Below are 13,265 nucleotides of genomic sequence, written 5' to 3' on the forward strand. Positions count from 1 at the left end.
GTATTTTTGCAATTGAGAGGAATGATTTCTAACGCATAACAATGGATACCGCGCATCCTTGCGCGAGATATATCGGCTCTTAAGGCGCAGCAGTAACTACCCGACTAGTGGCATCGCCAAGACGGGTGCGTACCGATACCACACTCTCAACGGCTAATGCGCCAGTGTACTCGCGCCATGTCTCGCCCTGATCGAGACTGACTTCAATCGTCAAGCCGGGCAGCGATGAATTAGCCAGCAACTTGCCCTTTTGAATAATTGCACCCGGTGGCGGCAGGTAGAAACTACCCCCCAAGGCAGCCAACTTCGGTAATTCTTTATTGCTTAATTGCACGCTAAATGCCGCCCAATCCGCCATGCGCGCCGCTGTATTTGGTTTATCGCCCTCCCAAGCAGCTTTGTGCCAAGCACGCTCAGCCAGTGGAATTAAACGTGGATAAATCATCTGCTCCAGTTGCGCAGCGGAGCGAATGGTTTCACTCCAGACTTGCCCTTGTATACCGCGCAAATTTTCCGGTTTTTCCAATGCTGGCATAGCGCGACCAACCAACGCTTCCAAGTCATCGATTGCAGCTCCGTTGCGGGTTTTGTCGGCGTTAGCGTAAAAATTGTCGGGCATAAATCCAAACACTTTGTTTGCGTCTGTGTAGCGCGCTGCCCAGTAGTAGCCGCGCTCTTCAGGATTAGCTTCGTGTGGATGATCGAAATACAAGTGAGTGGCCGCCGATAAAATCGGTTCATAGCCCGCATTCGCTAAACGATAGGCGCGATCAGCAACACCCCACTCCCAAATATTGTCCCAGGCATTTGCCAACACATGTTTATTGGCAAATTGGCTGCGGTTAAAGGTATTGCTTGCGTCGTACATCAAACCGTCTTCCCAACCGGCCAGATCCAAACCGCGCATAGCGGTAATCGCCGCAACTTTACTCACGAAATACGGCTTGAGGTCAGCCGGGCCTGCAACACCCATCTCGCCTTTGGCAAACAGTGCATTACAGGCTGGTGATGCAGTCCAGGAACCTACCCCCACTTCATCGCCGCCCATATGGAAAGTCACCAATGTGGTTCCGGCTTTGCGGTACATCTGCTGCAGTTCGTACACGACTTTATCGACAAACGCATAGGTCGATGGCAGGCACACATTGATGGAGTTATCGGTGTAATTCTGCACCGTCATGTATTCGGATTTATCCAGTGGATCGGATAACAAATACTGCTCGGCCTCAGCTTTTTTACCGGCCTTGAGCAGTTTTTTGTAGCGTGCTTCCATCGATTTCACCGCCGCCCGCGCGTGGCCGGGCATATCGATTTCCGGGATAACTTCGATATGACGGGCGCTGGCGAATTTTATAATCTCGATAAAGTCGGCCGTGCTGTAGTAGCCATTGCCCGAGCCGGACTTGTGCGGACCGGTGCCCAATTGGGTCAGCAAACAGGTCTGTTCGCTCAGATCAAAACAGCGCTTGCCACCGACATCAGTCAACTCCGGCAGACCGGGAATTTCCAGGCGCCAGCCTTCATCTTCGGTTAAATGCAGATGCAGTTTATTGAGTTTGTAACGCGCCATCTGCTCGATCAACCGCAGGGTGACGTCTTTGCCGTGAAAGTTGCGCCCCATGTCATACATCATGCCGCGCCAGCGGTAGCGCGGCGCATCACTTACAGTGAGTTGCGGCAAGCTGTGACTTGATGAGACTTGTGCCGGCAATAAACTCAGCACACTTTGAATACCGTAAAACGCTCCGGCATTGTCGCTGCCGACAATGGTAATTTTTTCGGCAGCGATACTCAGCTTATAGGCTTCCGCCTCACCAACCGATGCATCTACTTGCAACTCAATGGTTTTGCCCGAGGCGACCAGCACATCACCCGCCGCACCCCCATGGGCCGGTTTGATTTCCAGTGTGATGCCCGCAGTTTTGAGTTGATCGGCCAAATATTTTGCTTCACTGGTCAGGCGACCGGCGTAGCTGATTTTCCAGCTGCTATCGATTACCGCTGTGCCCTTACGATATTTCACCTCAGCCGGGCTGGGGATAATTTTGGCGCTGGTATCCAACTTGGCCGCAGCAGCATTAACAGCGAGATTGCCTTCATAGCGAGTCGCCGCAGTGGCGATGGGGTACAAATCCGGCGCGAAACGCTGCAACTGTTCAGGCTTGGTGAACGGCGCGACAAAATCCTGCAGCGTTTCGGTATTGGTATTAGCAAATACTTCGGGGTTCAAGCCCTGCTGGGCGATAAACGCGCGCGGCATAAAATCGGTATAGCTCACCAGATGCGCACCAGCGGTATAGGGCACTAGCAGACTGGCACCTTTGGCCAAGCCTTTGAATCCGGCAGTGGGCGATAGCTCATGGAGATCGCCCTGCACATGGCGCAGACTCAAGCCTTCAACCAAGGTCGGATCTAATTTGCGCACCGAGTGGAAGTAAATGCGCCAGTCGCCCTGCCCTGCGGGCAAATCTGCGGCAGAGTCATTGGTCAGCGTCAATTGTGCTTGCGGCTTGGCGGCGAGATTGTTCACCACGGCAAACCGCAACTGAGCCTTGCCCGCAAATTCACTGAGTTGTTGTTGGTTGAGATTAGCGGCAAAAGCGCTCTGGGTAAGCCCAAGCGCCAGCGTCAGGGCACCCAAACGCATGGCTATGTGTTGACCTGCAGATTTCATTAGTAACTCCTGCCTGTATTTAGTGAGTTGATTTGGCATGTGGATTTTCTTGACAACGTTGTCCAGATTACACCAAAAACTTGTTCGCGCCAGCGTCTGAACATAAATTAACCCTTGCGGGCATTGGCTTAAGGATAGACAGAGATGGGGAAAATGCAGGGAGTCGCCATCCCTGATAGGAGGGATATGCAGGTTTTAAAAGCAAAAGCTGGACTCCCGCAAGCGGGAGTGACGAAGTGCAGATAAGACGATTGTCTTTTTGATACAAGGAATCGTCATCCCCGCTGCGGGGATCCATAGGTTTTAAAAGCACAAGCTGAACTCCCGCGAGCGGGAGTGACGAAGTGCTAATAGAAAGATTCTTTTGTTAACGCAGGGAGTCGTCATCCCCGCTTGCGGGGATCCATAGGTTTTAGCCTAAAAAGAATTTATACGCTTCGTTTTTGGTTTCATCCCAGTAGGGATAATTTAACTCGTTCAAAAACACTTTCAACTCGCCGTAATCTTTTTTCGGCACCTGTAAGCCCACCAATACACGGGCGGCAGCGGAGCCGTGGTTGCGGTAGTGGAACAGGGAGATATTCCAACGACCAGCGACTTTATTCAAAAACGTCAGCAGTGCTCCCGGGCGCTCGGGGAATTCAAAGCGGTAGAGAACCTCGTCGGTAATCTGGGGGGCATGGCCGCCGACTAGATGGCGGATATGCAATTTCGCCAGCTCGTTTTCAGTCATATCCACCAAGTCATAGCCTTGGGTGGTTAATTCACTCACCAGATCAGCGCGGTCGGTGCCGCCTGCTGCGACCTGCACCCCCACAAAAATGCGCGCATCTTTAGCATCGGCATAACGATAGTTAAATTCCGTGATATTGCGTTTGCCCAGCGCCTTACAAAACTCTTTGTAGGCACCGCGACGCTCGGGAATAGTCACCGCCAAAATCGCCTCGCGCTGCTCGCCAATTTCGGTGCGCTCGCTAATGTAGCGCAGGCGATCAAAATTGATGTTCGCGCCGCAGTCGATGGCAATCAGGGTCTGGCCGGTAATACCGTGTTCAGCCACGTATTTTTTCAGCCCGGCGATACCGGTTGCACCCGCCGGCTCGGCGATGGAACGGGTATCCTCAAAAATATCTTTGATGCCCGCGCAGATTTCATCGTCAGACACGGTGATACATTCATCGACTGTTTTGCGTAGCACACGGAAAGTTTCCTCGCCGATTTGCGCCACCGCGATGCCATCGGCAAAAATGCCCACTTGCGGTAGCACTACACGTTTTTTCTTTTCCAGCGCGGCTTTCAAACAAGCGGAACTTTCTGCTTCCACCGCGATAATTTTGATTTCAGGGCGCACATATTTCACATAGGCAGAAATACCGGCAGCCAAACCACCGCCGCCGACGGCGATAAAAATCGCATCAATTTTACCGGGATACTGACGCAGGATTTCCATTGCGATAGTGCCTTGCCCGGCGATCACATCGGGGTCATCAAACGGGTGGACATAGGTCATGCCCTTTTCTTCCACCAGTTTTTTCGCGTGCGCCGAGGCCTCGTCATAACTATCGCCATGCAATACCACCTTGGCACCACGCGCTTTTACCGCATCAACTTTAATCGCCGGTGTCGTGCGCGGCATGACGATAGTCGCTTTAATGCCGAGATGCTGCGCACCGAGTGCCAAACCTTGCGCATGATTGCCCGCCGAGGCGGCGATCACACCGCGCGCGCGCTCCGCTTCGGTGAGCATCTGCAGCTTGTTGTAAGCACCGCGCAATTTGAACGAGAACACCGGCTGTAAATCTTCGCGTTTGAGCAAGACTTTATTGCCCGTGCGCAGGGACAGCAGGCGCGCTTCATCGAGCGGAGTTTCTACCGCCAGATCGTAAATGCGGGCGTTGAGAATACGTTTTATGTAGGATTCAGGCATGTCACTTCTTACGTGGAGGAATGAATAGAAGAATAAAAATGTCGTCGCAGTGTAAACAATTTAGCCGCTGCTAGCACGGCGAATATCCGTATAATGCGAGCACTATTTTACTGATCGACGCATCTAGCCTAGCGTGATCGGTTGGTGGTGGGCGACCGTCTGAGACATGGATGTCGAAGATGAGCCTACAAGGACGTATTTACGGCGTGTCGCACACTACCAACCGGTTATGCTAGGCGGGCTAATAAATAAACATCAGCTTCGGCGGCTTGCTACGCGAGGTCCGCCCTACCACACCGGACAATCTGCCATGACTCAAGATCAACTCAAACAAGCCGTTGCCCGCGCGGCGATTGAATACATCAAACCCAAACTGGGTGGAGATTCCATCATCGGCGTTGGTACAGGTTCTACCGCGAATTTTTTTATCGATTACCTGGGCGAGATCAAACACCTGTTTGCCGGTGCAGTGGCCAGTTCCGATGCCTCTGCCGCGCGCCTGAAAAACCTCGGTATCGATGTGCTCGATTGCAATTCAGTGAGCGAATTAGTGGTGTATGTCGATGGCGCCGATGAGAGCAATGCCTACCTGCATTTGATCAAAGGCGGCGGCGCTGCGTTGACGCGCGAGAAAATTGTGCGCGCGGTATCCAAGGAATTTGTGTGTATCGCCGATGGCAGTAAATGGGTCGACGTGCTGGGTAAATTTCCGCTGCCGGTCGAAGTTATCCCTATGGCGCGCTCCTACGTCGCACGGGAACTGGTAAAACTGGGCGGCACGCCGGTGTACCGCGACGGCGTGGTAACCGACAACGGTAATGTGATTCTCGATGTTTACAACTTGCAGATTATCGACCCGGTCGGCCTGGAAACTCGCATCAACCAAATTACCGGTGTGGTCACCAATGGATTGTTTGCCGCGCAGGGCGCCGATGTTTTACTGCTTGGCACCAATGACGGCGTGAAAACGCTTTATCCACGCTGAGTGCGTGGGTAAAGCCCTAAAATTAATCAGGCCTATCGCTGGCTGTTTCCTATACTCAAAAAGTTATCCCGACTCTTTGAGGCTTTTTATCCATGTTTTCCCTTTCCAGTATCCAAGGCCGCTTGATTATGGCCGTCAGTGCCGGTGTAGTTTTATTGGTCATTATTGGGGCTATCGCAATCGCCCTGCTGAGCAACACTATTGCTGACTACAACCATCTGATTACCAACTCAGTGGCGCAAGAACGCAGCATCAACAAAATGAATTACCAGTTCAAAACCCAGGTGCAAGAGTGGAAAAATGTGCTGCTCCGCGGCAAAGACCCCGCCAAACTCAACCAGTACTGGGCACAATTTGAGGCGCTGCACGAATCTATCCAGCAACAGGGCTCCCAGCTAAAAAGTACCTTACAGGGCGATAGCCGCGACAAAATTGAGGCCTTCCTAAGCGCTCACAATGGGGCCCTTACCAAATATCGGCAGGGGCTCGAATCATTCAAGGCTGCAGGATTTGACCCGGCAGCGGGCGATGCCGCCGTGACCGGCATAGACCGTGAACCAACAAAGCTATTAGAAGAATCGGCTAATTTAATCTCCCAGCAAGTAGCCGATGAAACAGCACACCACGCCGCTACCAGCGCTCACATATCATTCTGGGCCGACGCCATGATCATTATTGGCGGGATTCTGGTGATTGCTATGGTGCTAATGATTTTGCGCAAAAGCCTCATCGCCCCACTGCGCAACGTCAACGATCATCTCGCGCTGCTGGCGGAAGGCAACTTCCTCGAGTCGCTACACGTTAGTGGCACTGGCGAATTAGGCAAACTCGGGCGCAACGTCAACCGAGTACAGCAGAGCATTGTGCAAGTAGTAACCACAGTACAAAACTCAATGCACAAGCTGACCGAGGCATCGAGCCAGATCAACCAAAGCGCCTCAACTGTGGTGCGCTATACCGATCAAGCACACCACTCGACCGATCAGGTCTCGGCGGCGATTAACGAAATGACCGCTACCGTGCAAGAGGTGGCCAGTAATGCCGGTGGCGCCGCCGATGCAGCCCAAAGCGCCGATCAAAACGCACATCAAGGCCTGAAGGTGATGGACAACACCCTGCAGGCGATCAACGAACTGAGCAACGAGGTCAATAATGTAGGCAGCGCAATGACTCAGTTGGAAGCGGATACCAACCGCATCGGCGGCGTGTTAGATGTCATCAAAAATGTAGCCGAACAGACCAATCTACTCGCCCTTAACGCCGCGATTGAAGCAGCGCGCGCCGGTGAGCAGGGGCGCGGTTTTGCGGTGGTGGCCGATGAAGTGCGCTCACTCGCCAAACGCACCCAAGATTCTACTGAAGAAATTCAACAGATTATCGAAGCCGTGCAACGCGGCGCGGCGCATGCCATGAATGCAATGAAAACCAGCCAAAGTAAAACTGGCTCAACCCTGGAAATGGCTGGCCAAGCGGGGCAATCAATCAATCAGATTAGTCAGGCGATCACTGCGATTTTGGGCATGAATATGCAAATCGCCACCGCCGCAGAAGAGCAGAGCTATACCGCAGAGGAGATCAACAAAAACATTATTCAAGTAGTGAGTTTGATCGATAGCTTGAATCAGGACGCCCGCGCGTCTGCACAAATAGCCCTGCGGCTGGATGACACCACCAAAAACCTGGAAACCCAAATCGCGCATTTTGCGGTTTAACCCGAAAGGGATTTAGGGTGAATAGCAGACATAAAAAAACCGGGCTGCGACCCGGTTTTTTTATGTATCGCTATGACATTACCGACGACGCAAACGCCCCAAACCAATCAACCCCAATCCTGCCAACATCAACATCAATATTGAAGACTCGGGAACCTCGGTTGCTGGCGGTGTGTAATCCCAGTAGTAGTGATGGATTTGACCAGCGCCGGTATAGGATTTAGCAGCCAGAGAGCCGTCGATGTCGTTCATGATTCTTACATCGGCATCAATAGCCATCACATTGCCTTTCCAGCCATTACCCAGATTTAAGCTGGTGGCATCGTAGAAATTCCACAGAATGTTGGAGTAGGTACTGGAGGTAAAACCGCTACCGCTCAAATTGACCGAGCCTGGGTTGCTTAAGTTAGCACCCGAAACATTGATAACAACCTTGGCAGCATTGCCAAAGTTCAACTGCCAATTTGAGTTCATCGCAAACAGATCGCTACCGGCAATATTAAACGCTACCAAGTCGGCCGCAAAACCGCTGTAACTCAAGGTAGTGCCAGTTACATCGCCCGTCAGCGCAAAGTCGCGGTAGTAAGCTGACTCTGCGTCCAGCACATTGTAAAAATCTGCAAGTTGCGCAGCCACTGCGCCGGTATTAGCAAGTGCTCTGACACACGCATTTTGCGCCAGCCCAGCTTCATTGCAATTCAGATTGCCGATACTTTTGCTGCCGCCATAACCCAAATAACCATTTTGAATGGTCAAGTTAGGCGATGAAACATTGCCAATCACTTCAACATTATTGGTGGCATTGAAGGAGGCATCGGTCAGATGCGAGCCAAACTCGCCACTGGAATTCAGGTTGCCACCAATTAATGCCTTGCCGTAGACCTTGACGTTGCTGGTGGTATTTAAATCACCAAACAGCATCAGGTTGTAATCACTCATGGGGGTCGCCAACGCCATCATCGGCATAGCAGCAACACCGGCGATTGCCAATAGCTTGGAATAAAAGTTCATAAAAAATGCCTTTGTAGTAGTGTCATATTATTTATGTCAGTCACTAATGCATATTTAGTGCCTATTTTAGATTTTCTTTTGGCATCAATAATTCACAGTAAAAGTTGCGAAGTGTGTCACACAAAACTGTCAATTTAACCGACAGTTATAAAATGACAGCGCAAGACATGTTTTTATTGATAAAAATTAACAATCACATTTCATCGAGAAATCAACCCGGCAGAAAACGAAAAAACAATGAAAATGGTTGAGCCAACCCACTATTTTGCCTAGCCTTGCGCCTCACCTTTTATGCAGCCACTTGTTATGGAATTCAGCTTCCCCGCCATCGGCATCACTCACTCATGCTTCAAAGAGAAGTTCGGCATTCCCCGCCAACCCGGTTTGGCGCCACTGGCACGGGCGGAAATCGAACTTATCCCGCCTTATAACGAGCGCTCGGCATTTGATGGTTTGGAAGGCTGCACGCACCTGTGGATTCACTTTGTGTTCCATGCAAATAAGTACGCCAACAAAAGCGATGAGTGGAAAGCCAAGGTTAAACCGCCGCGCTTGGGCGGCAACAAAACCCTCGGCGTATTTGCGACTCGCTCGCCCACACGGCCTGCGCCAATTGGTTTGTCGGTAGTGCGGTTTGAGGGAATTAGCGAGCGAGAGGGAAAATTGTTCGTGCAGATCAGCGGGGTAGATTTACTCGACGGCACGCCGATTTTGGATATCAAACCCTACGTACCCTATGTGGACTGCGTGCTGGAAGCCGAAAACAGCTTTGCCGCCGCAGCGCCAGAGTTGATCCCAGTCGATATACCCGCACCCCTGATGGCAATCTGTGTCGGATATTGGAAGCGCACCGGCACTGACCTCGCCGGACTGATTACCCAAATCCTGCAACAAGACCCGCGCCCGCAATATCAACAGCCAGATTCTGAGCGGATATACGGCATGAAATTATTGGATTTAGATGTGCGCTGGCGTTATTTCACTGCGTCAGAAGGCTATCGAATCCAAGTCACCGAACTCATCACCTAATACACTTCAACCACGCCTGGAGAATCAGCAATGACCAGCAAATCAATTTTTCTTAAAACCTGCCTATTAGCCCTGCCACTCAGCCTTGCCGCCTGTAACGCGACTCTGCCGCAAATGGCGGAAACCGGTGCAGCCGTGGCGGGCGCTGCGGGTTACAACAATCAGGCGCAGCTGATTCGCGCAATTAAAGAAGCACTGGAGCTGGGCAGCAATCGCGCTGCTAGCAGCTTGTCCGCCACCGGTGGTTACGCCAATAACCCACTCTATCGCATTGAATTGCCAGACAATGTACAACCGCTTGCGAGCAAATTGCGGCAGTTAGGTTTAGGCAGCCAAATGGACAAAGTAGAAAGCCTGATGAATCAGGGCGCCGAAAAAGCGGCAGTTGAAGCGCAAGCGGTGTTTGTCGATGCAGTGCGCAAGATGAGCGTGACCGATGCGCTGGGCATTATTCGCGGCAACAGCACGGCAGCGACCGATTACTTCCGCGCACAAACAGAAGCCAGCTTGCGCCAGCGCTATCAGCCCATCATTCAACAGAACCTGCAACAAATTGGTTTCTACAATCAGTACCAACAACTGCTGGGAACTTACAAAATGTTGCCCATCGCCAACAAGCCCGATCTGGATTTGGAGCAGCACGTGCTGAATGCGGCCTTGGATGGCTTGTTTAAACAAGTCGCCGTAGAAGAACAGCTGATCCGCAAAGACCCGGTCGGGCGCGGCAGTCAGATTATCGGTGCGGTATTTGCGCAGAAATAGACTGATATCCGGGCGCGCAGCTAGTGATTAAGCGCGCGCCTGGCGTCAATTACCATCCAGTAAAACATCGCCAACCCAGCCGCGGATAACAACACCCCCACCCAACCGGTCGCGGCGTAACCCATACCCGCATCAATCACCAACCCTCCAAAAAAAGCACCGGCGGCGTTGGCGAAATTAAACGCGGAGTGATTCATTGCAGCGGCCATGGTCTGTGCTTTGCCCGCCACATCCATCAGGCGGATTTGCACCGCAGGGCCTATCACTACCACAGTGCCCACGCAAAATACGGCAATGCAGGCGAGCCAGAGAATCGGCGCAACCAAGGCAAAAACGCCACACACAATCATCGACCAAATCAAACAGCGCTTGATGGTGCCGAGCAGATCCCGGTCGGCCATGCGCGAGCCAAAAATATTGCCCGTCACCATGCCCGCACCAAACAGTGCCAAGACAAAGGGCACCCCCATTTCAGTCAACCCCGCCAAGCTCATCAACGTGGGTTTGACGTAGGAATAGATGGCGAACAATCCGCCGGAGCCTATAGCGCCAATCCCCAGAGTGATCCACACCTGACGATTGGTAAACATCGATAGTTCATGGGAGACGCGCCCACCGGATTGCGGCGGCTCGTAGGGGACAAACTTCACAATGCACACAGCCGATGCCAGTGCAATTACCCCCACCAATACAAATGCAGCACGCCAACCCAACCACTGCCCCAGCGCGGTTGCAATAGGGACACCCGCGAGCGTCGCCGTCGAGAGCCCCAACATCACATAGGCCACCGCGCGGGTGCGCATATGCGAAGGCGCCAGTGTGGCCGCCACGAGCGAGGCTATGCCAAAGAAGGTTCCGTGGGGTAAGCCGCTTAGCAGGCGTAACGCCAGCATAGCCTCGTAATTTGGCGCCATCGCACTGGCGATATTGGCGATGGCGTAAAGCCCCATTAGCACGACGAGCATGCGTGTACGCGACCGCCCGGTGCTGAGCATGGCCAGTACCGGTGCGCCAATCACCACGCCCAGCGCATAGAGACTGATGGTGTGACCGGCTTGCGGGATGCTGATCCCGAGCGATGAGGAAATTTCGGGCAGCAGCCCCATGGAAATAAACTCGCCCACGCCAATCGCAAAACTGCCCAAGCCCATCGCGAGCAGTGCAATAAAAAAAGTGGGAGTTGGTTTTTCGCGTGATAAATGTGGAGATGATGAATCAGGTGACGACGATAACAAATCCTAGAACCTCAGGAAGGGGGATCTTCTACAGCAGACAATCCGAGCCGGAATTATAAGCCCCGACCCTACCAGAGTAATGTTGAAAATAACTATAAGTCGCCAGAGCTGCTTTTTTATCTATTCCCGCTAAGTCGCCTACCAGCAAACGCTGCAGCCTGTGGTATGATGCGCGCCTTTTTCAGCCAGCCGTGTTTCCTGCCCGGCCTCTTCAGTCTCCCGTCGATGACACCACTCCCGGAGACGCGCTGCACCGATTTCCCATTTTAGGAGTTGTTCCCATGAGCAAGACCTCGTTAGACAAAAGCAAGATCAAGTTTCTGTTGCTGGAAGGCGTTCACCAGTCAGCGGTAGACACACTTCACGCACAGGGTTATACCAATATCGATTACCTGAAAACCGCACTGGGTGAAGATGAGTTGATCGAACGCATTCAAGACGCGCACTTTGTTGGATTGCGTTCACGCACCCAACTGACCCGCCGCGTATTTGAAAACGCGCCCAAGTTGATCGCTGCTGGCTGTTTCTGCATAGGCACCAACCAAGTGGATTTGAAAGCGGCACAAGAGCATGGCGTAGCCGTCTTTAATGCGCCCTACTCCAACACCCGTTCAGTGGCTGAATTGGTTATCGCTGAAGCGATCTTGTTGCTGCGCAATATTCCGCAGAAAAACTTTGTCTGCCATCGCGGCGGCTGGGACAAATCAGCTAATGGCTCGTTTGAAATTCGCGGCAAAACCCTCGGCCTGATCGGTTACGGCTCGATTGGTAGCCAAACCAGCGTATTGGCCGAATCCCTCGGCATGAAAGTGCGCTTCTACGATGTTGTCACCAAGTTGCCGCTGGGCAACGCCAGCCAAGTGCGCGAGTTGGATGAACTGCTCGCCACTTCCGACATCATCAGCCTGCACGTGCCGGAAAATGCCTCTACCCAAATGATGATTGGCGCACGCGAAATCGGCCTGATGAAACAGGGTGGTATTTTGATTAACGCCTCACGCGGCACCGTGGTAGACATTGATGCATTGGCCAATGCGATCAAATCTGGCCATATCGCTGGCGCCGCAATTGACGTATTCCCCGAAGAACCCAAAGCCAATGGCGATGAATTTATCAGCCCGCTGCGCGGTTTGGACAATGTGATCCTGACCCCGCACATCGGCGGCTCGACCATGGAAGCGCAGGAAAATATCGGTATTGAAGTGGCGGAAAAACTGATCAAATACTCCGACAACGGCACCACCACCAGCTCGGTCAACTTCCCCGAGGTGGCCTTGCCCGGTCACCCGGATGCCCACCGTTTGCTGCACGTTCACGCCAATGTTCCTGGCGTATTGTCGAAGATCAACAAAATCTTCTCCGACAACCAAATCAATATCGTCTCACAATACCTGCAAACCAATGAGAAAGTTGGCTATGTAGTAGTAGACATTAACTCACCTTACGATGAGATCGCACTGGAGCAGTTGAAAAATATTGAAGGGACTGTGCGTTGCAGAGTGTTGTTCTAGTCGTTGCAGAGTGATGCTCTAAAGAACAACTGCAGCACCATAAAAAACGCCACGCTCAGTAATGAGCGCGGCGTTTTTGTTTTGTCTGGCTGCAACCTACGCCAATTGACGCAAATGATGATAATCCTGAATGGTGTCCAGCTCTGCACCTTCTAACTGCTCGGCCTTAAACAAATCCCAGCGCATTTGCAGGTTTAACCAAAAATCAGCTGATACACCAAAAAAGCGTGCCAAGCGCAACGCAGTACTCGGCGTGACGCCCCGTTTTTGATTGACCAACTCGTTAATACGCTGATAGGGAACATGAATAGCGTCCGCCAATTCACGCTGGGTAATCTGCATAGGGGTAAGAAACTCCTCCACCAGCATTACACCGGGATGGGTCGGCGGCCTATTTGTTGGAATGCGAACCATATACA

At 52.2% G+C, this 13,265-nt stretch carries 10 protein-coding genes; 5 read left to right on the top strand and 5 right to left on the bottom strand.

Translation table 11 applies throughout. The annotated features are described in order from the left end of the window. Positions 1–79: 79 nt before the first annotated feature. On the bottom strand, positions 80–2,674 hold the full coding sequence (locus AWU77_RS14540) for a family 20 glycosylhydrolase (protein ID WP_084618431.1): 2,595 nt from the start codon (positions 2,672–2,674) through the stop codon (positions 80–82). 412 nt (positions 2,675–3,086) lie between these two features. After that, positions 3,087–4,601, bottom strand: a complete 1,515-nt coding sequence (ilvA, locus tag AWU77_RS14545; RefSeq protein WP_062064745.1) for a threonine ammonia-lyase, biosynthetic — start codon at positions 4,599–4,601, stop codon at positions 3,087–3,089. 310 nt (positions 4,602–4,911) lie between these two features. Between ilvA and rpiA the strand changes: the two genes are divergently transcribed. Further along, the gene (rpiA, locus tag AWU77_RS14550) at positions 4,912–5,586 is read left to right on the top strand and encodes a ribose-5-phosphate isomerase RpiA (protein WP_062064747.1); all 675 of its coding nucleotides are present in this window, start codon (positions 4,912–4,914) and stop codon (positions 5,584–5,586) included. 92 nt (positions 5,587–5,678) lie between these two features. Further along, the gene (locus tag AWU77_RS14555) at positions 5,679–7,298 is read left to right on the top strand and encodes a methyl-accepting chemotaxis protein (protein ID WP_062064749.1); all 1,620 of its coding nucleotides are present in this window, start codon (positions 5,679–5,681) and stop codon (positions 7,296–7,298) included. 78 nt (positions 7,299–7,376) lie between these two features. Here AWU77_RS14555 and AWU77_RS14560 read toward each other — a convergent pair whose 3' ends face one another. Continuing rightward, entirely contained in the window at positions 7,377–8,309 is a 933-nt protein-coding gene (locus AWU77_RS14560) for a choice-of-anchor A family protein (RefSeq protein ID WP_062064751.1), read from the bottom strand. A gap of 306 nt (positions 8,310–8,615) precedes the next feature. On the opposite strand from AWU77_RS14560, the gene tsaA reads away from it, so the two are divergent. Both tsaA and AWU77_RS14570 read left to right on the top strand, forming a co-directional pair. Further along, a complete protein-coding gene (tsaA, locus tag AWU77_RS14565; RefSeq protein WP_062064753.1) occupies positions 8,616–9,338 on the top strand; it encodes a tRNA (N6-threonylcarbamoyladenosine(37)-N6)-methyltransferase TrmO in 723 nt (240 codons plus the stop codon). A 30-nt stretch (positions 9,339–9,368) separates the two neighbouring features. After that, the gene (locus tag AWU77_RS14570) at positions 9,369–10,100 is read left to right on the top strand and encodes a DUF4197 domain-containing protein (protein WP_062064755.1); all 732 of its coding nucleotides are present in this window, start codon (positions 9,369–9,371) and stop codon (positions 10,098–10,100) included. Between the two features lie 20 nt (positions 10,101–10,120). On the opposite strand, the gene AWU77_RS14575 is transcribed toward AWU77_RS14570, so the two are convergent. Further along, positions 10,121–11,335: an MFS transporter gene (locus tag AWU77_RS14575; RefSeq protein WP_062064757.1), complete on the bottom strand. Its 1,215-nt coding sequence runs from the start codon at positions 11,333–11,335 to the stop codon at positions 10,121–10,123. Positions 11,336–11,616: 281 nt separating this feature from the next. Between AWU77_RS14575 and serA the strand changes: the two genes are divergently transcribed. Beyond that, positions 11,617–12,846 carry a phosphoglycerate dehydrogenase gene (serA, locus tag AWU77_RS14580; RefSeq protein WP_062064759.1) on the top strand — a complete coding sequence of 410 codons (1,230 nt, stop codon included), beginning with the start codon at positions 11,617–11,619 and terminating at the stop codon, positions 12,844–12,846. A 96-nt stretch (positions 12,847–12,942) separates the two neighbouring features. Here the strand turns inward: serA and AWU77_RS14585 are convergent, their stop codons facing one another. Next, the gene (locus AWU77_RS14585; RefSeq protein ID WP_062064761.1) at positions 12,943–13,260 is read right to left on the bottom strand and encodes a HigA family addiction module antitoxin; all 318 of its coding nucleotides are present in this window, start codon (positions 13,258–13,260) and stop codon (positions 12,943–12,945) included. Positions 13,261–13,265 lie beyond the last annotated feature (5 nt).

The sequence above is a fragment of the Cellvibrio sp. OA-2007 genome (genome assembly GCF_000953825.1).
Classification (GTDB): domain Bacteria; phylum Pseudomonadota; class Gammaproteobacteria; order Pseudomonadales; family Cellvibrionaceae; genus Cellvibrio.

Bases quoted from the DNA above. Each gene is read 5' to 3' on its own strand.
- serA (WP_062064759.1), top strand. From the start codon at position 11,617: ATGAGCAAGACCTCGTTAGACAAAAGCAAGATCAAGTTTCTGTTGCTG.
- AWU77_RS14570 (WP_062064755.1), top strand. From the start codon at position 9,369: ATGACCAGCAAATCAATTTTTCTTAAAACCTGCCTATTAGCCCTGCCA.
- AWU77_RS14540 (WP_084618431.1), bottom strand. From the start codon at position 2,674: ATGAAATCTGCAGGTCAACACATAGCCATGCGTTTGGGTGCCCTGACG.
- tsaA (WP_062064753.1), top strand. From the start codon at position 8,616: ATGGAATTCAGCTTCCCCGCCATCGGCATCACTCACTCATGCTTCAAA.
- ilvA (WP_062064745.1), bottom strand. From the start codon at position 4,601: ATGCCTGAATCCTACATAAAACGTATTCTCAACGCCCGCATTTACGAT.
- AWU77_RS14585 (WP_062064761.1), bottom strand. From the start codon at position 13,260: ATGGTTCGCATTCCAACAAATAGGCCGCCGACCCATCCCGGTGTAATG.
- AWU77_RS14555 (WP_062064749.1), top strand. From the start codon at position 5,679: ATGTTTTCCCTTTCCAGTATCCAAGGCCGCTTGATTATGGCCGTCAGT.
- AWU77_RS14560 (WP_062064751.1), bottom strand. From the start codon at position 8,309: ATGAACTTTTATTCCAAGCTATTGGCAATCGCCGGTGTTGCTGCTATG.
- rpiA (WP_062064747.1), top strand. From the start codon at position 4,912: ATGACTCAAGATCAACTCAAACAAGCCGTTGCCCGCGCGGCGATTGAA.